This window comes from Ruminococcus flavefaciens AE3010 (assembly GCF_000526795.1).
GTDB classification, from domain to species: Bacteria; Bacillota; Clostridia; order Oscillospirales; family Ruminococcaceae; genus Ruminococcus; species Ruminococcus flavefaciens_D.
Genome location: NZ_JAGT01000001.1, coordinates 468,802 through 486,892, shown reverse-complemented (window position 1 = coordinate 486,892; position 18,091 = coordinate 468,802). Strand labels below are relative to the sequence as shown.

Below are 18,091 nucleotides of genomic sequence, written 5' to 3'. Positions count from 1 at the left end.
ACATTAGTTTCTTTTTGTGGTATAATTAATTTATAGCAAAGCTTTTATAAAGGAGTCAGAGTATGGAACATCATGAAAAAAAAATACAGAAATAAGCTTTCAAAACGAATAATATCCACACCTACTCCTGCTGCCAAAAGCGCCTTCTTCTATATACAGGAAGCAGGCAGCACAATGAAAGAAGACCCGTATTCAGCAGCTCGCCGTGACCTTGAGCTTTTTCTCATAGGAGCCGTTGTCAGCGGTCGTGGTGATCTTACAGTCGAAGACGAATCAATTTCACTTGTAAAAGGTGATTGCTTCTTCATAGACTGCCGTAAGCGGTATTGCTGTAAAAGCTCAGAAAACGAACCGTGGGAAATGATGTGGATATACTTTAACGGCAGTGCTTCACAGCAGTACTATGATTTTTTTGCTTCAAATTCAAAACATACTTTCAGACCTCTTTTCTTCGATAAAGTCGTCTCTGATATCAGTAAAATTATCGAGCTTCACGAAAAAAATGAGTCTAATGCGGAGCTGTATACTTCAAAATACATCGTTGATCTGCTTACTATCTCTCTGACATTCAATAATAATGAGCAGCAGTACGATTCAGCTCTGAAACAGAAGCTTGCTGCCGTAAACAGCTATATAGAGGATCATTTTACGGAAGATATTTCCCTCGAAAAGCTTTCCTCGGAGTTTTATATAAGCAAATATTATCTCACACGAGAATACAAGCATATTTACGGGAAGACGATCTTTCAGCACATAATCAACGCCCGAATCAATTACGGCAAGAAGCTTTTACGCTTCTCCGATAAGTCAGTTGAGGAAATCGCTCATCTATGCGGGTTCAATGACCAAAGCTATTTCGCAAGGCAATTCAAAAAATCCGAAAATCTCACCTGCTTTTCCTACAGAAAAATGTGGCGTGACTGATATATAACAAAAAAAGAGAGCATATGCTCTCTTTTTTTATGACCAGACCGATAAGCCGAGTTCTGTCGTGTGCGGTAATTTATCTACGCTTATCGTCGCCGATAAGCTCAAGCCGTCATTACCTGTTATCCGCCGAGCCGACGTTATGATAACAGACACCAATAGACGTTGCATCGGATAGGGTTTACATAGCAGCGCTGTCTCCAGCGCTCTGGTGAGCTCTTACCTCGCCTTTCCACCATCACCGTCAAAATGACGGCAGTATATCTCTGTTGCACTTGCCCTAAGGTCGCCCTCGGCTGCCGTTAGCAGCTACCCTGCTCTGTGATGCTCGGACTTTCCTCGTAAACTAAAACGTTTCCGCTACCGCATAGTCTGCTCACTTGTTAATAATATCATTATTTCATAAAAAAGTCAAGCTTCAACCTTTTCGCCAAGCTTATAGCCAAGAATATCGGCTATTTTTCTTACATCGGCTGCTTTCATAGCCTTTATCTTGAAGCGCTTGTGCTCTTCACCCTCAAACCATATACTCATGGCGCATCTGCCGCTCATAGCCTGTAAAAGGTTCTGTTCAAGCTCTATTTTGACGATCTTTTTACGCTCCGACACAACTGTATGAAAACGAGTCCATATGGAGCAGCGTATCATTATCTTATCATCATACAGAGCAACTCCGCTGGTGAGAAGAGCTACGAATTTAACAATTATGAACCATACAGCAGGTATCTCCAGCATGACAGCGACGAAGAATGAGAGCTCCGAAAAAGGGGGAAAAAGCTTCGCCAACCAGTCATGTGACGGAAATATAAGCGCTGCTACAACAAGGGGTATCAGCAGATAAGAGCCTATACCTGCGGGCTGTGCGCTGTAATCGTTCCTTATTCCGCTGTATATGCCTATTACCTGTAAATTGCTGCCCAGCTTCTTTTCCAGTTTTACAGGAAGAAGCACAGGAAGGCGATTCTTTGAAGCTCCGTAACCGGCACAGTTTATATTAACAGCTACTGCCTTGAAAAGCTTCATTATCAGGTTTTGCCGCAGATCTGTATAATTTATATGTGAGTTTTTTATCCTGTATTCCTTACGGTCAAAAATACCATAGGCGACCTTCATGCAATTCTTATCGCAGTCTATACTGAATCTGCCGTATCTGAACAGGTTTACAAGAAAAGACAAAAACCATGAACCGATAAAGAATACACCGATAAATATCGCCGCTGTAGGTATCTTGAGGACCAGTTTTTCGGTGAGCTTGGCTGTTTCAGCGGTAAGAATATTTAATGAGCGGCTGATAATGTCATAGGCAATATCTCCGCCCTTGAAGAAGAATGTGGCAAGATAGATAGTTCCCGAAAAGCCGCTGGAAAAGAAAACGGAGAAAAGAAGTACAGAAAGGGAGTTGGGCTGTGGTATACCATTTATTTTCTCGTTTTCATTGATATCAGGCATATGGTGCATTATAGCGTTGCGTGTTTTTTTACTTACAAGAAGCTTCAGATCAACGGTCTTGAAAATCCCTGCACGTGTATCACACCTGAAGCGCATAGCTCTGAACATTGACATATAAAAAGGTCTTTCGATGGTGACTGAGCTGACATTCTTGAATGGGATATAGGTATTCACACGCACAAATACTCCTTCACGGTGAACGAGCTCCTCCTGGGTGAAGTCGATTTTGGAAAAGAACCAGCGTATAAAACCGAAAATAATGATGGCTCCGAGAACTGCTATATCGAACCATGCGCCCTTGACCCAGCTGTACAGCCAGTTTTTGTCAAAGTGATAAGTGTAGACTCCGCGAAGCAGAGGAAAAATCAGAAGCCATATGTTCTTCGCTGAATACTTTAATATTTTCAGAGGGTGTTCATGGTACATACCTATCCCCCTTTACACTTATGCTGCCCGAAAGCTCAAGTATCTCCTTGGCGTCCGACTGCTTGAGAAAAAGAAGTCTCAGCTGACCGCCGTAAACGAAGAATATTATAAAATTAAATCCCGTATACTGAGAAAAGGGGCTGCTGATGATAGTTGTATATTGAATAGATGAATAACGAACCGATTGATGAACTTTTATAAAGACGCCGCTGCTTTTCATTACTTCCGTCTCAGTGGCTGTATATTTTATGGACGAAAAATACATGGGGAGATGAATGAACATTTCAAAGCAGGCTATTGAAACAGCCGAAACTACAATAATAAATACAATATTATCAAAAGGGATAAAATACTTTGCCGCAGCAGATATAATACCAACAGCCGCAGTTATAAGTATCCTCAAAGTTGACAGACAATGCCTGTCAGGTACATATTGCTTCATTCTCCGCCCCCTCTCTCATTAAAAAATCCTTTTAATGATTTACTCTTTATTATATCACAAATATTATTTAATGTAAAACAAAATTTAAAAACAAATTGTAAACTTTACAAGGAGCATCTGTCGATATGCTTGAAAAGATCAATTCATTTGTATGGGGCGGCGGACTTATTTTTCTTCTTCTGATAACAGGTATAATATATACCTTAAAGCTAAGATTCATACAGTTCAGAATATTTCCGTATTTTCTCAGACGTGCGAAAAAAGGAGGTTTCCGCGCTCAGTTCAAAACAATATGTATGTCCCTCGGAACAGCAATGGGTACAGGTAATATAACAGGAGTTGCATCAGCGATTTCCATCGGCGGTGCAGGTGCGGTTTTCTGGATGTGGGTATCTGCCTTTCTCGGAATGGCAACTGTATATGCGGAAAACAGCCTTTCAGCAAAATATACCGATGAATCGGTACGCGGAACAATGGCGTATATAGAAAAGGGTCTCGGCAGTAAGCGAATAGCTGCTTTTTTCTCGATATGCTGTGTTCTTGCCTGCTTTGGTATGGGCGGAATGGTACAAGCAAACGCTCTTTCCGAAAGTGTTCTGGCCTGCATCGATATACCGCCGTTTTTGCTGGCATTAGTATTATTTGTACTTATTTTCGCTATAATCAGCGGAGGTGCAAAGCGGATTGGCTCGGCAGCACAGTTTCTTTTGCCGTTTGCAACAGTATTATATACTGTTTTATGCTTGATAGTAATAGTTAAATACAAGTCTGATCTCAAAATCGTTTTTACTCGGATATTTCAAGAAGCTTTCGGGATAAAACAAACAATTGGCGGTATATCCGGGTATACGCTCTCTAAAGCAGTATCGGCCGGGCTTCGCAGAGGAGTTTTTTCTAACGAAGCTGGTCTGGGAAGTTCCCCTATTCTGCACAGTTCCTCCGACAATGCAAATAACGGCATAGTTCAGGGAATGAGCAGTATGCTGGAGGTTTTTATTGATACGATGCTATGCTGTACGCTTACAGCTGTTGTGATACTGTGCGGCTCGAAGGATAAAACGGTAAGAAGTACGTTTATCAATGTTATAGGAGACAAAACGGATCTCTTTATTGCTGTTATCATGTTCGTATTCGCTCTTTGCACTGTTATAGGTTGGTTTTACTGCGGAGAAACTGCATTCAGATACCTCTTTAAAATTAAAAATACGCTTATTTTTGCTTTTGTATTCTCACTGGCAGCTTCCATGGGAGTTCTGTTCAAAGCCGAAGCAATATGGTCTGTATCCGACATTTCCAACGGATTAATGGCATTTCCAAACCTCATAGCTCTTATTCTTTTAATAAAAAATGTCAGGCGCGAATAAAAGTATGTATTAACGCCAATATATAAAATAGAAATATCATTACAGATGATTGATTTCACTATACAATAAATTCAACTCTCAGTAAAATTTTATGGATTTTGACTAATGTTTACTCTGTAACATTTTTGCTCTTGACAGCAGACACATGATTATGTATAATTATAGTTGAATAGTTATGCTTGGCAAATAATGTCATGACACTTTTAATTAGGCTTTTATGGCGAAAAATCGTCATTAAGATATAAGACCGTAAGGCGATATACGGTCAACAGCTTCGGAATCATAATGTTATCAGGTCACATATCCCAACAGGTTCGGCTCAAAATCCAAGAGCTTGTACGTTTGCCTGCTTGATGTGGTCAGTATTTTTATCGCTATTTTAAAGATAACACTTTATTTTACATTTCTGTGATAACAGCATCATTTTTACACAATGTAATATTCCGTCGCTTTTTTACATATTTTAAAGACCTTCACTGCGTTCATGTGAATGTCTTTCCCTATTTTTGAAAGCGAGGTCATATAGTGAACGAAAAAGAAAAAAACAACGCTAAGAAGTCTGACGCTCCAAAGAGAACGTACAGAAGAAGAACTTCTTCAAAGGAAAAAACAACAAAAGATAACGCTGTAAAGGCGGAGGCTTCTGCACCGGCAAAGGGCAGAACACGTTCAAGACAGCCTAAGGAAGTAAAAAAGACTCCTGTTAAGATAATCCCGCTTGGCGGACTTAATGAGATAGGCAAGAACATGACCGTATTTGAGTGCTCAAATGATATTTTCATTCTCGACTGCGGACTTGCTTTCCCTGATGCAGATATGCCCGGTGTTGATATTGTTATCCCTGATTTTACCTATGTTGAGCGCAACAAGGAAAAAATAAGAGGTATCGTCATCACTCACGGTCATGAAGACCATATAGGCGGACTTGCATATCTTCTCAAAAAGATAAATGTTCCTGTTTACGCCACAAGACTTACTATCGGTCTTATCGAGGGCAAACTCAAGGAACAGGGACTTTACGGGAAAGTCAACCTCAACATCGTTGAGCCCAAAAAGACAGTAAAAATGGGCTGTATGGCTGTTGAGTTCATCAAGGTCAACCATTCTATCCCCGATTCTGTTGGTATGGCTATCCATACTCCTGCTGGAGTTATAGTTCATACAGGCGATTTCAAGGTAGATTACTCCCCTATTGACGGAAAGATCATCGATCTTGCACGTTTCGGAGAGCTCGGGAGCCGCGGAGTTCTTGCTCTTATGGCTGATTCCACCAACGCCGAGCGCCCCGGATATACTCATTCCGAGAGAACTGTCGGTGATTCATTCGATAAGCTTTTTCAGAAAGGCGAGGGAAAGCGAATCATTATCGCTACTTTCTCCTCAAATATACACCGTGTTCAGCAGATAGTAAACTGCGCTGCAAGATATGGACGTAAAGTCGCTGTATTCGGCAGAAGCATGGTAAATGTAATCAATACAGCTATTGAGTTGGGCTATCTTGACGCTCCTGAGGGCATATTCATCGATATCGAAATGATGAACCGCTATGAGAGCGAGCGTATCGTTCTTATAACTACGGGAAGTCAGGGTGAGCCAATGTCAGCTCTTACAAGAATGGCTATGAACGACCATAAAAAGGTCAATATCACTCCCATGGATTTCATCATTATCTCGGCAACACCTATCCCGGGCAATGAGAAGTTCGTTACAAGAGTTGTAAACGAACTGATGAAATCAGGCGCTGAGGTAGTCTATGAGGCTATGTACGAGGTACATGTTTCGGGACACGCTTGTCAGGAAGAGCTCAAACTCATGCATTCTCTTACAAAGCCTAAGTTCTTTATCCCTGTTCACGGCGAGTACAAGCATCTAAAAAAGCATGCGGACCTTGCTCTGCAGCTGGGAATGCCAAAGGATAATGTAATTATTGCAGAAATAGGCAACGTTATTGAGACCGATGGAAATACAATGAAAGTCGTATCACAGGTGCCTGCGGGAAGAGTTCTCGTTGACGGCCTTGGTGTCGGAGATGTAGGCTCTATAGTTCTCCGTGACAGAAAGCACCTTGCTCAGGACGGACTTATTATTATCGTTATAGGAATTGAGAGAAGCAGCAATGAGATCGTTGCAGGTCCTGATATCATATCCAGAGGATTTGTATATGTCCGTGAATCAGAGGAACTTATGGACGAGGCAAAGGGTCTTCTTACCGATACTCTTGCAAATTGCTCCGCAAGTGAGCTCAGAGAATGGAATTCACTTAAAGGCAAGCTTCGTGACGCACTTTCCGACTATATTTATCAAAAGACAAAGCGCAGTCCTATGATTCTTCCTATTATCATGGAAACATGATACGCTCTGCCAGAGCTTAAAAAGCTTTGACGGCTTATCCGAAAGGAGCTTAAAGTTGAAAAAGAAATTTCCGGCAGTTCTGATGATTCTCCATGTTTTGGTTCTCGTAGCGCTTATACCAACATATCTGCTGATCGACCAAAGCAACAAGGTGCTGAATGTACTGGTACTGTCCGTAGTCTTATTAATTCTAATCTGTGTTATTTATACTATAATTTATTCCAGAAATTCTATGCGGCGCATTTCAAAAATGAATCAGCATCTTGAAAGCTCTGCTGCTGAATTTATGAATTCGCTCCCCGCTCCTGTGGCAGTTATCGATGACAGCAGACAATTTGTCTGGTATAATCAGATATTCGCCGAAAAAATCGGCTTGGGACAAGATGTGTACGGACTTGAGCTTGAAGGCTTTGTCAATATAGACATGAATATGCTTGAAAAGAACGGTTCTGCCATATGCCCCATGAATGGCTCGATCTATAATGTAACAGCTGAAAAATTCGATAAAAATGATATGTCCTTCCTTGTGCTGTATTTTCATGACGATACAAGCTACTATACAGTCAAAAAGCGTATGGACGAATCTCACCCCAATGTTGTTATAATAAACATCGACAACTATGATGATATAATGCAGAACGCAAAGGAAAGCGAAAAGGCACAGGCTTCTGTTGAGACCGAAAAGCTCATTGAGAATTTTATGAGCAAAACAAACGGCTTCATAAAAAAGACTTCCTCAAATACATTCTTTGCTATCCTTGAAAACCACCATGTTGACGAGATAATAAACGGCAAATTCAAGATACTTGACGCTGCAAGAAACATCAAAATTTCAGGAAAGTATCCCCTCACCTTCTCCATTGGCGTCGGGCAAGGAGCTGCTTCCCTTGCAGAAAGCGAAAAGATCGCCCGTCAGTGCCTTGATATGGCCCTCGGACGAGGCGGCGATCAGGCTGTGGTAAAGACGGACAACGGATACAGATTCTTCGGCGGCGTATCAAACGGCATTGAAAAACGCTCCCGTTCAAAAACAAGGATAATCGCAAATGCACTTCAGGATCTTATAATGAACAGCGATAATATCTTCATTATGGGTCATCGCTTCGGTGATCTTGACTCTGTGGGAGCAGCCTGCGGCCTTGCAGGAGCTATTTCCCTTGTGGGCAAATCTGTTTATATTGCTGTTGATCGTACAAAAAATCTTGCAACAAACCTTATTGATATAGTTGACGAAGAAACAGAAGGCGGTCTTTTTGTCACTCCGTCCGAAGCAGAGGGAATGATCGCACAGAATGATCTGCTAATCATCGTTGATACCCACAATAAGGACTACATTGAAAGCAGAGTCCTCTATGAAAAGGCTAAAAATGTAGTTGTTATCGACCACCATAGAAAAACCGTCAACTTTATAGACAATGCAGTTATCTTCCACCATGAGCCTTATGCTTCATCGGCTTCGGAAATGGTAACCGAGCTTCTTGAATACTTCAATTACGACGGTGACGAGAAGCTGAGGACGTGTTTTGCAGACGCGCTTCTTTCAGGAATCATGCTTGATACCAAGAACTTTGTAATGCGTACAGGTGTCAGGACATTTGAAGCTGCTGCTTTCCTGAAAAAAATGGGAGCAGATACTGTTGCTGTAAAGCTGCTGTTCTCCAATTCTATTGATTCATACAGACGTAAAACTCAGATAGTTGCTTCTGCAAAGATACATAATAACTGTGCTATCGCAGCAGCTGATTTCAAGTCTGACGACATACGCCTTGTAGCACCGCAGGCAGCCGATGAGCTGCTCGGTATCACAGATGTAGATGCTTCCTTTGTAATTTACAGGACAGGAAACACACTGAATATCTCGGCAAGATCACTCGGCGCACTCAATGTACAGGTGATAATGGAACAGCTTGGCGGAGGCGGTCATCAAACAATGGCTGCTACACAGCTGGAAGGAATCTCTGTTGAGGACGCTGTAAAATCACTTATATATGCAATAGACGAATGCCGTAAAAATACGGAAAATTCACAGTAAGAAAGGTTGGATAAACTAATGAAGGTAATTTTTTTACAGGACGTTAAAGGTTCAGGTAAAAAGGGAGAAATAAAAAATGTAGCAGACGGCTACGCTCGCAATATGCTGCTGCCTAAGGGTTACGCAGTTGAAGCCACAGCAGCTAATATGAACAAGCTGGAGGGCGCTCAGGCATCTGCTCAGCATAAGATAGATGTGGACATACAGGCTGCAAAGGACGCAGCTGCCAAGATCAAGGGCAAAAAAGTCGAGATCATCGCTAAGGCAGGCTCGAACGGAAAGCTCTTCGGCTCAGTCACTGCTGCAAATGTTGCCGACGCTCTGTCACAGCAGCTCGGCGTAAAAGTCGATAAGAAAAAGATAGTTCTCAGCACTGATATAAAGAATTTCGGTTCTTATACCGCATCAGTAAAGCTTTATAACGGAATTGCAGAGACTATCGACGTTGAAGTCAGCGAAGGCTGATAGGTGCATAATATGGACGAAAATGATATCCTGCTCTCCGCCAGAGAACTGCCCCACAGTATCGAGGCGGAGCAGTCTGTTTTAGGAGCGATAATCTCCGATCCGCAGGTCCTTTCAGATGTCATCGAGCTCATAAAGCCCGAATACTTCTACAATGATCAGCATAAAGCCCTTTACTCCATTATGCTGCAAATGAACTCGATGAGCCTGCCTGTTGATATCGTGACAGTGCTCAACGAGGCGGAAAAACAGCATATTTTTGATAGCCCTGCCGAGGGCAGAAGGTACCTTGCAGAGATTGGAAATATGCTCCCTTCCACTGCTAATATCGAGAGCTACTGCAAGATAGTTGCGGATAAGTATTTTCTCAGAAGTCTCAGCTATGTTGCAAGGTCCATTCTTGAAGAAGTACAGTCGGGCGAGCAGAATGCTCAGCTTCTTCTTGATGCAGCAGAGCAGAAGATCTACGATATACGTCAGGGACGTGATGTAAGAGGACTTGTTCCCCTTTCAGAGGCTATTTCCGAAGCCTATGACCGCCTTGGCAAGATCTCGGGGCCCGATAAGGATAAATATGTGGGCGCAAGAACGGGCTTTACTCTTCTTGACAGCATTACCTCAGGACTTAATAAGTCCGATCTTATCATAATTGCCGCCCGTCCGGGTATGGGAAAGACTTCATTTGCCATGAATATAGCTACAAATGTGGCAAGGCGTGCCGAAAAGGAAGTTGTTACCTTCAATCTCGAAATGTCAAAGGAGCAGATCGCCACAAGAATACTCTCTACCGAAGCACTTGTAGAGTCAAACACTCTCCGAAACGGTAGAATATCAGGTGACGACTGGGTCAAGCTCGCCACAAGTGCAGGCTATCTCAGCACGCTCCCCCTCTATATCGATGATACAGCGAGCATGACAGTTCAGAAGATGAAAGCCAAGCTCCGCAGAACTAAGAATCTTGGTCTTGTAATTATAGACTACCTTCAGCTCATGGAGTCAACATCACGTTCGGATAACCGAGTTACCGTAATCAGTGAGATAACCCGTCAGCTCAAGGTAATGGCTAAGGAGCTCAATGTTCCTGTAATACTGCTTTCTCAGCTCTCCCGTGCTGTTGAGAGCCGTACCGATAAACGTCCGATGCTGTCAGACCTGCGTGAATCGGGTTCTATCGAGCAGGACGCTGATATAGTTCTTTTCCTCTATCGTGACGCTTACTACAATAAAGAAAGCCAGCGGCAAAATATATCCGAATGTATCGTGGCGAAAAACCGTCACGGTGAAACGGGCACTGTGGAGCTCATCTGGGACGGTCAGTTCACACGCTTTTCCAATCCTGATTACAATGCTCCGCCTGAGAATATCTGACCATGTTAACCAAGGTTTACAAATTTATAACGGATAATAAGATGGTCACGCAGGGTGACACGGTCGTCTGCGGTCTGTCAGGCGGCGCTGACAGCGTTACGCTTCTTATTTGCATGTGTGAGCTTAGCGAAAAGCTTCATATAAACGTTGAAGCACTGCATGTGAACCACTGTCTCCGCGGAGCAGAAAGTGACAGTGACCAGCAATTCTGTCAGGAACTCTGTAAAAAGCTTGATGTACCATTTATAGCTGTTTCGTGCGATGTAAGCTCATATGCAGTGCAGCATTCTCTTTCTACCGAGGAAGCCGCAAGAGTTCTCCGATATGATATCTTTAAGGAATATTCCGAGGGTAAAAGGCTTGCTACAGCTCATAATGCAAATGATAATCTTGAAACCGTCATACTGAACCTCGCACGAGGAACAGGTATCAAAGGACTTGCAGGTATCCCCCCTGTTCGCGGTAATATCGTAAGACCGCTTCTTACTGTCACCCGTCAGGAGATAGAAGCCTTTCTTTCTGAACGCTCTCAGACTTTTGTAACAGACAGCACAAATCTTTCTGACGACTATACACGAAACAAGATACGGCATAAAATACTGCCGCTTCTCGGAGAGATAAACATCTCGACAGTAGAAACGTCCATAAACTCTATAAATACCGTACGCGAAGAAAACGCATTTATAGAGGAACTCACAGATGAAGCAATGACGAATTGCAGAAACGGCGATTTATTAAATGGACTGGACGGCTATTCTGCGGTAATCAGGAAACGCTGTATCTCTCGGCTTCTTACGGAAAAAAAGCTTCCCTATTCTCACAAACGTCTTGAGGAAGCCGATAAGGTACTTGTTAACAGCGGAAAGATAAATATTTCTGGAGATGTATATCTGATCGGAGCCAACGGTTCATTAGAACTGAAAAAAATATCTGCTCCGACAAGTGAGTATAAAGAAATACCACTTGAAATCGGTACAAACCGAATTTTCGACAACTGTGAGCTTTTTTGCGAAATTATCGAATGTGATAATTTGAAGAAAATTGAAGCTGTTCATAAAAAATCCACATTTTATCTCCTTGATTATGATAAAATAAATGGAAGGACTGTTTTACGAAGCCGCAAGTTCGGCGATAAAATAAGACTTAGCGGACGGAGCTTCACTTCTTCCGTGAAAAAACTGATAAATGAAACTATTGATGCTGAAATTCGTCCTACACTTCACTTTATCGAAGATGAGGCAGGCACGGTTTTTGCGGAGGGGATCGGTATAGCCGACCGTGTTACGCCTGATAATAATACAGTCAGATGTCTTAAAATTTCAGTAAACAGATAATAAAGAATGGAGAGGATAATTTGACACCTAAAAAAAGTAAGGGAGTTTTTACCTATCTTATCGTTATTACCATCGCGGTATTATGCCTTGTTCTTATTAGTTCAAAGCTGAATGCAAATACCGATAGGACCGAGTACACTACCATAATCAGTTATTTTGATAATTATGAAGTATCAAGTTATGTACTTGATCTCGGTACAGGTGATCTCACGTACACTATCAACGACGAAGAAAAGGAAAGACATTACACTGTCCCCAATGTAAATATCTTTCTTGAGGATACCAAGGATTATCGTAAGGAATACAACGCTCATCACGATAAACCTCTTGAACAGGATTATATCAAGATAACAGACAGGACCTGGCTTTATTCTCTGATACCTGTTATTCTTACAATTCTTCTCGGTATCGCTATACTCTACTTCATGATGAAGCAGGGCGGCGGCGGCGGAAAGTACGCTACATTCGGCAAAGCAAACCTGAAAAACGGTGCAAGCGGCAGAAAGGCGACTTTCAAGGACGTTGCAGGTGCTGACGAAGAAAAACAGGAACTCATCGAGATAGTTGACTATCTAAAAAATCCAAAGAAATATACAGAGCTTGGTGCAAAGGTGCCCAAGGGCGTTCTTTTGCTCGGCCCTCCAGGTACAGGTAAGACTCTTCTTGCCCGTGCTGTTGCAGGCGAGGCAGGCTGCCCGTTCTTCCCTATCTCGGGTTCCGATTTCGTTGAAATGTTCGTCGGTGTGGGTGCTTCACGTGTAAGAGACCTTTTCGAGCAGGCAAAGAAACATGCTCCTGCTATAATATTCATCGATGAGATCGATGCGGTGGGACGTCACAGAGGCGCAGGTCTCGGCGGCGGACACGACGAGCGTGAGCAGACTCTTAACCAGCTCCTTGTTGAAATGGACGGATTTACAGGCAACGACAGCGTTATCGTTCTTGCTGCTACAAACAGACGTGATATCCTTGACCCTGCTCTGCTGCGTCCGGGACGCTTTGACAGGCAGATCGTGGTTGGATATCCCGATGTTAAGGGACGTGAGGAGATACTTCTCGTTCACTCAAAGAACAAGCCTCTTGGCCCCGATGTTGACATCAAGCGTATTGCAAGAACTACACGAGGATTTACAGGTGCAGACCTTGAAAATGTTCTTAACGAGGCTGCTCTCCTTGCTGCAAGAAATGACCGCCTTTCTATTACAGAAGCAGACATTGAGGAAGCTACTCTGAAAGTCATTGCAGGTCCTGAAAAGAAGTCAAGGATCGTTACTCCGCGTGATAACTTCATCACTGCTTATCATGAAGCAGGTCATGCAATTGCTTCATATAACCTCAAAACCCAGGATAAGGTTCATCAGGTTACTATAATTCAGCGCGGAATGGCTGCAGGTATGACAATATACCGTCCCGAAACGGACGATCAGCATCTTACAAGGACAACAATGTTCGAGAATATCATTTCACTGCTTGGCGGACGCTGTGCTGAGGAATTATTCACCAATGACATATGCACAGGAGCATCAAACGACATTGAGCGTGCAACTGCTACCGCAAGAAAAATGGTTACAAAGTACGGCTTCTCAAGCAAGCTTGGTACAGTTGTATACGGTTCGGATAATGACGAGGTATTCCTCGGTAAGGATTATGGTCATACAAAGAACTACAGCGAGGCTGTTGCAGCTCAGATCGACGAAGAAGTCAGAGCTATTATTGACAAGGCGTATGCAAATTGTCTTGAGATACTCAGAGCAAATGCTGATAAAATGCATCTCCTTGCAAAATATCTTCTGAAATATGAAAAGATAGATGGCGATGACTTTGACAAGCTTATGAAAAATGAGCTCATAGTTGATGTTTCCGATATTCCTGACGAGATCCCTCCATACGAAAAGGCTGATCTTGATGGAAGCGACAGCAATATATAAAATATATCCCGAAGAGCAGCTCTTCGGGATTTTTATTGTAGCTTTAATATTCGTTTGTTGTTTGTTGCTGTTTAATGAATTATATGATATAATGAATGTAAATGCATTCATTATACTTGATCAAAAGCCCTTGCAGATACGCAAATCAAGGATTTGCTCCCTGTAATCGGGCGATTATACCGTATAAGCTTCACTCATATGGTATAGTAAACTTATATTCAATAACCGCCGCAATGTTCAAATCATTGTAGAGCATTATCGAAACGGAGGGTTTCTTTTGGAATCACTTGATACGATTTTATGTATTACAGCAGCTGCGGCATTTGATATTTGCATTCTCGTGCTTCTGCTGACTGCTTATCGTGAACGTAAATCATCAAAAAAGACATGGCATGAGCTGTCACATGATATGGTACTTACAGAACAGGGCGTTACTTATGAGCTTGGCTGCGACGAAGTCCTCATCGGGCGTCACGCGTCGGCGGATATAAGACTCCCCGATCTTTCTGTATCAAGGTATCATGCAATGCTGACTGTTTCAAACGGTATATGGACTATACACGATATGGGCTCCAAATCAGGACTCTTTGTCAACGGCAGTATGGTCCGTGAGGCTGTACTTCACGAAAACGATCTCATTACACTTGGCAATCGCCGACTTATTTTCAGAGCAAGGAGGTCAGAACGTGTACGCTAACCCTGTTGCATACGTTTTCTCTTGTATATTTGTGCTGATAGCGCATATCGCAATGCTTGTAAACGTATATTTCAACGGTAATTATACAGACGTAAGAGACGTAGCTGTTCTAGGTGCAGCAGTTCTTATACTGGATATTTCCTATTTTGTTATAATCCTGTTTTTTAAGCAGACCTCATATGTTCTTGATTTTCTGCTGATACTCATTCTTAATATGAGTTTTATTTTTCAGTCTTGCTTCGGAAAAGTCGGATTTGATTTAAAGCACCTTATTACCTGCATAGTTTGTCTCGCCTCCTGCAAAGCAGGTTATATACTTTGCAGGAATCACAAGCTGCTACAGGACAAAAAGCCATTTATCTACGGCGGCGTATGCTTTGTAATGCTCGTAGTTCTTATATTTACCAGCGCGGAGGATATGTGGATAAGAATAGGCAGCTTCGCAATACAGCCGTCTGAATTTGCTAAGCCGCTGTTCATTCTTGCCTGCGCTACATCGATCGCTGACCAGCAGAAAAAGCACAAGATATTGACATTCAGCGTTGTTTACGAAAATATTGCTCTGCTTGCACTTACTGCTATTGTTTGTCTTGTACAGGTCAAATCCCATGACTACGGAAGCCTGCCTACTTTTTTAAGTATTTTCGCAGTCGGCTTCCTGCTCAGAATATGTTATCCAAAGGCTAAATTTTCAAAGAAGAAGCTCTTTGGTGTAATTGCACTGGTTATATTTTTTGTTCTGATCGGTCTGAAATATGCCCCTGAATATGTACAGCACAGACTTCATGTCGATATTTGGAGCGATAAGACAGGAGACGGCTATCAGCAGTCTCAGGCACTTATTGCCATTGCTAAGGGCGGCTGGTTCGGAGTAGGTCCCGGAAACGGTTTCCTTTCAAATGTTTTTGCCTATGAAAACGATATTGTTTTTGCCACTATAAGTGAAGAATGGGGACTTCTCTTTGCTCTTATGGCAATATTTGCAATTCTTGTAATGGCATCTGTCCCCCTTGTAAATCCTGCTCGTTCATACTATCACGGAACCATTTCTGCCTGCGTTTGTTCTGCTTTCGTAGTTCAAATGGCTCTCAATATATTCGGTTCCTGCAATATTATCCCCTTTACGGGCGTTACCATTCCGTTTATTTCCGCAGGAGGAAGTTCCCTTATGGTAAGCGGATTCATGATAGGTATGCTTATGGCAGGTCAGTCGCCTTCCTTCAAAGAGCCTAAACACAAAAAGAAGGAAGATAACGTACCTACGTGGAGGTGGCAGGAATGAAAAGCATAAGAAGAACTCAGCGTATTATCAGTCTTATCATACTCCTGTTTATTGCAGGTATGGCATTTCTTGTACTAAAAATTAACCATGAAGCTGATTTTTATATGATGAACTCAGATACACGTCAGCTCGGATTTGTATATGACCGCAGAGGCGATGTTCTCTTTGACGGTACCGGACAGGGCTCTTATCCTGACAACTATCTCATTGACGTTGGAAACATAATCGGTGATGACAAGGGGCAAATGGATAATACCCTTGTAGCCCGCAATTTGCAGAAGCTGAACAACTACAGCTTCTCAGAGGGACTAAAAAACGGCGGTAAAGCTGCAATTTACACTACTCTTGACCATAATGCCAACCGCGCTGTGTACAACACCTATGGTTATATGGAGGGCTGTGTATCAGCTTATAACTATAAAACAGGTGAGATTCTTGTTTGCACAAGTCTCCCCTCTCTTGATGTTACAAAGGGCTATGAAGGATTAGGCAGCTTTAAATCAGGTACACTTCTCTCCAAGAATCTTTACGGAACAGTCCCGGGTTCAACACAGAAAGTCTCCACAGTAATTTCTGCTGTTGAGATAATGGGCAGCGCAAGGCTTTTCTCCAAGAGCTACACCTGCAATGGAAAATATACAAATAAAACAGGCAACGATATTGACTGCCACAACATCTATGGTCATGGTACTCAGAATATTCAGGAAGCCTTTGAAAACAGCTGCAACCCATTCTTTGCTCAGCTTATTGAAGATCCTGATATGCCTCTTGACAAGGTCAAAAAACAGTATGAGAAAATGGGCTATGTTCTCAACGGCGGTACGCCAACATACATCGATATAAACGGCATAGAATGTGAAACAGCATCCACTACTCTTGAGAACTCATATGAATTCCGCACACAGTGGGGCTGTATAGGTCAGGGTGATACTCTTGTCAGTCCTATTCAGCTTATGATGTGGCAGAGCGCCATTGCAAACGGCACAGGCAAAATGACCATGCCCTATCTTATCGATCACGTTACCGATCTTAGCGGTCACGAAAAAGAAAAAGCAAAAACTCAGTACAGCGAGAAGATCTTCTCGGAAAGCACTGCATCAACCGTCAAACAGATAATGCTTACAAATGGCGCTGACAGGTATTCATGGCTTATAAACGGGTATACAGTCGGCGTCAAGAGCGGTACTGCTCAGGTAGATGAAGGTGCAAAGGAAAATTCCCTACTTGTTGGCTTTGTTGACGATCCTTCATTCCCTATTGCATTTTGTATTCTTATCGAGAATAAAGACAGCGGATATCTTACCACTGAACAAGTTGCTCAGGTGCTTCTTGATAATTTAAAAAACAATTATTGATGTCAAAACAAACAAATAATGGTAAGCTCTTTGTGCATTTATACAAAATTAATAAAATTCTATTGTAAGCCCATTTCTTTTATGGTATAATATAACCATAAACTTATGCTTTGTTTTTACAGAGCAAAAAGGAGGACCAATATGAAAACAACTATCACAGCTAAAAAAATGCAGATTCCAACCAACTTCACAGAGTACGCTGAAAAGAGGATCGACTCCCGTCTGGGAAAATTCTTTGGAGAGGACGCTGATGCAAAAATTGTAATTTCCGAGATCAAGACACAGATAGTTCTTGAGCTCACAGTAAAATATAACAGCATTATTTTCCGTGCTGAAAGATCTGCCGAGGACAAGTACGTTGCCCTTGACGATGCAATAGACAAGATCATCAGACAGATACGCAAGAACAAGACCAAGGTCGAAAAGAAACTGAAGGACGCCGCTTTCAAGGAAGCATTTGCTTACCCTGTACCCGAAACTGTTGAGTATGAGGTAATCAAGCACAAGAAGTTCAAGATGAGACCTATGGATATCGACGAGGCTATTCTCCAAATGAACATGCTCGACCATGAGTTCTTCATGTTCACAAATGCCGAGACAGGCGATATAAATGTTGTTTACAAGCGTGACGACGGAAACTACGCCGTTCTCGAACCTGATAACGCTTGAT

The 18,091-nt window shown here is 42.4% G+C and carries 14 protein-coding genes and 1 other RNA gene; 12 read left to right on the top strand and 3 right to left on the bottom strand.

Going from position 1 to position 18,091, the window contains the following annotated elements:
* The first annotated feature begins 72 nt into the window (after nucleotides 1–72).
* Nucleotides 73–924: an AraC family transcriptional regulator gene (locus tag N774_RS0102145; protein WP_024859656.1), complete on the top strand. Its 852-nt coding sequence runs from the start codon at nucleotides 73–75 to the stop codon at nucleotides 922–924.
* A 35-nt stretch (nucleotides 925–959) separates the two neighbouring features.
* Here N774_RS0102145 and rnpB read toward each other — a convergent pair.
* The 3 genes from rnpB to N774_RS0102135 form a co-directional block, all read right to left on the bottom strand.
* An RNA gene (rnpB, locus tag N774_RS18560) (RNase P RNA component class A) lies at nucleotides 960–1,306 on the bottom strand.
* Between the two features lie 32 nt (nucleotides 1,307–1,338).
* Nucleotides 1,339–2,802, bottom strand: a complete 1,464-nt coding sequence (locus N774_RS0102140) for a PH domain-containing protein (RefSeq protein WP_024859655.1) — start codon at nucleotides 2,800–2,802, stop codon at nucleotides 1,339–1,341.
* Complete coding sequence (locus N774_RS0102135) at nucleotides 2,792–3,244, bottom strand: PH domain-containing protein (RefSeq protein WP_024859654.1); 453 nt, start codon at nucleotides 3,242–3,244, stop codon at nucleotides 2,792–2,794. Before N774_RS0102135 ends, N774_RS0102140 begins: the two co-directional genes overlap by 11 nt.
* A 125-nt stretch (nucleotides 3,245–3,369) precedes the next feature.
* Between N774_RS0102135 and N774_RS0102130 the strand changes: the two genes are divergently transcribed.
* The 11 genes from N774_RS0102130 (at nucleotide 3,370) to hpf (ending at nucleotide 18,090) form a co-directional block, all read left to right on the top strand.
* Nucleotides 3,370–4,608 carry an alanine/glycine:cation symporter family protein gene (locus tag N774_RS0102130; RefSeq protein ID WP_024859653.1) on the top strand — a complete coding sequence of 413 codons (1,239 nt, stop codon included), beginning with the start codon at nucleotides 3,370–3,372 and terminating at the stop codon, nucleotides 4,606–4,608.
* A gap of 525 nt (nucleotides 4,609–5,133) precedes the next feature.
* Complete coding sequence (locus tag N774_RS0102125) at nucleotides 5,134–6,960, top strand: ribonuclease J (protein WP_024859652.1); 1,827 nt, start codon at nucleotides 5,134–5,136, stop codon at nucleotides 6,958–6,960.
* Between the two features lie 55 nt (nucleotides 6,961–7,015).
* Complete coding sequence (locus N774_RS0102120; protein WP_024859651.1) at nucleotides 7,016–8,992, top strand: DHH family phosphoesterase; 1,977 nt, start codon at nucleotides 7,016–7,018, stop codon at nucleotides 8,990–8,992.
* A gap of 18 nt (nucleotides 8,993–9,010) precedes the next feature.
* On the top strand, nucleotides 9,011–9,457 hold the full coding sequence (gene rplI / locus N774_RS0102115) for a 50S ribosomal protein L9 (RefSeq protein WP_024859650.1): 447 nt from the start codon (nucleotides 9,011–9,013) through the stop codon (nucleotides 9,455–9,457).
* 12 nt (nucleotides 9,458–9,469) lie between these two features.
* The gene (gene dnaB, locus N774_RS0102110) at nucleotides 9,470–10,825 is read left to right on the top strand and encodes a replicative DNA helicase (protein WP_024859649.1); all 1,356 of its coding nucleotides are present in this window, start codon (nucleotides 9,470–9,472) and stop codon (nucleotides 10,823–10,825) included.
* 2 nt (nucleotides 10,826–10,827) lie between these two features.
* Complete coding sequence (gene tilS, locus N774_RS17930) at nucleotides 10,828–12,159, top strand: tRNA lysidine(34) synthetase TilS (RefSeq protein ID WP_024859648.1); 1,332 nt, start codon at nucleotides 10,828–10,830, stop codon at nucleotides 12,157–12,159.
* 20 nt (nucleotides 12,160–12,179) lie between these two features.
* Nucleotides 12,180–14,087, top strand: a complete 1,908-nt coding sequence (ftsH, locus tag N774_RS0102100; RefSeq protein WP_024859647.1) for an ATP-dependent zinc metalloprotease FtsH — start codon at nucleotides 12,180–12,182, stop codon at nucleotides 14,085–14,087.
* Nucleotides 14,088–14,364: 277 nt separating this feature from the next.
* The gene (locus N774_RS0102095) at nucleotides 14,365–14,784 is read left to right on the top strand and encodes an FHA domain-containing protein (RefSeq protein WP_024859646.1); all 420 of its coding nucleotides are present in this window, start codon (nucleotides 14,365–14,367) and stop codon (nucleotides 14,782–14,784) included.
* Entirely contained in the window at nucleotides 14,774–16,066 is a 1,293-nt protein-coding gene (locus N774_RS0102090; RefSeq protein ID WP_024859645.1) for an FtsW/RodA/SpoVE family cell cycle protein, read from the top strand. The genes N774_RS0102095 and N774_RS0102090 overlap by 11 nt, the downstream gene beginning before the upstream one ends.
* Nucleotides 16,063–17,421: a penicillin-binding transpeptidase domain-containing protein gene (locus tag N774_RS0102085; RefSeq protein WP_024859644.1), complete on the top strand. Its 1,359-nt coding sequence runs from the start codon at nucleotides 16,063–16,065 to the stop codon at nucleotides 17,419–17,421. Before N774_RS0102090 ends, N774_RS0102085 begins: the two co-directional genes overlap by 4 nt.
* Nucleotides 17,422–17,562: 141 nt before the next feature.
* The gene (gene hpf / locus N774_RS0102080; RefSeq protein WP_024859643.1) at nucleotides 17,563–18,090 is read left to right on the top strand and encodes a ribosome hibernation-promoting factor, HPF/YfiA family; all 528 of its coding nucleotides are present in this window, start codon (nucleotides 17,563–17,565) and stop codon (nucleotides 18,088–18,090) included.
* Nucleotide 18,091 lies beyond the last annotated feature (1 nt).

What these genes read in the sequence shown, in the direction of transcription:
- rplI (WP_024859650.1), top strand. Translation starts at nt 9,011, where the DNA reads ATGAAGGTAATTTTTTTACAGGACGTTAAAGGTTCAGGTAAAAAGGGA.
- N774_RS0102145 (WP_024859656.1), top strand. Translation starts at nt 73, where the DNA reads ATGAAAAAAAAATACAGAAATAAGCTTTCAAAACGAATAATATCCACA.
- N774_RS0102130 (WP_024859653.1), top strand. Translation starts at nt 3,370, where the DNA reads ATGCTTGAAAAGATCAATTCATTTGTATGGGGCGGCGGACTTATTTTT.
- N774_RS0102140 (WP_024859655.1), bottom strand. Translation starts at nt 2,802, where the DNA reads ATGTACCATGAACACCCTCTGAAAATATTAAAGTATTCAGCGAAGAAC.
- hpf (WP_024859643.1), top strand. Translation starts at nt 17,563, where the DNA reads ATGAAAACAACTATCACAGCTAAAAAAATGCAGATTCCAACCAACTTC.
- tilS (WP_024859648.1), top strand. Translation starts at nt 10,828, where the DNA reads ATGTTAACCAAGGTTTACAAATTTATAACGGATAATAAGATGGTCACG.
- dnaB (WP_024859649.1), top strand. Translation starts at nt 9,470, where the DNA reads ATGGACGAAAATGATATCCTGCTCTCCGCCAGAGAACTGCCCCACAGT.
- N774_RS0102135 (WP_024859654.1), bottom strand. Translation starts at nt 3,244, where the DNA reads ATGAAGCAATATGTACCTGACAGGCATTGTCTGTCAACTTTGAGGATA.
- N774_RS0102085 (WP_024859644.1), top strand. Translation starts at nt 16,063, where the DNA reads ATGAAAAGCATAAGAAGAACTCAGCGTATTATCAGTCTTATCATACTC.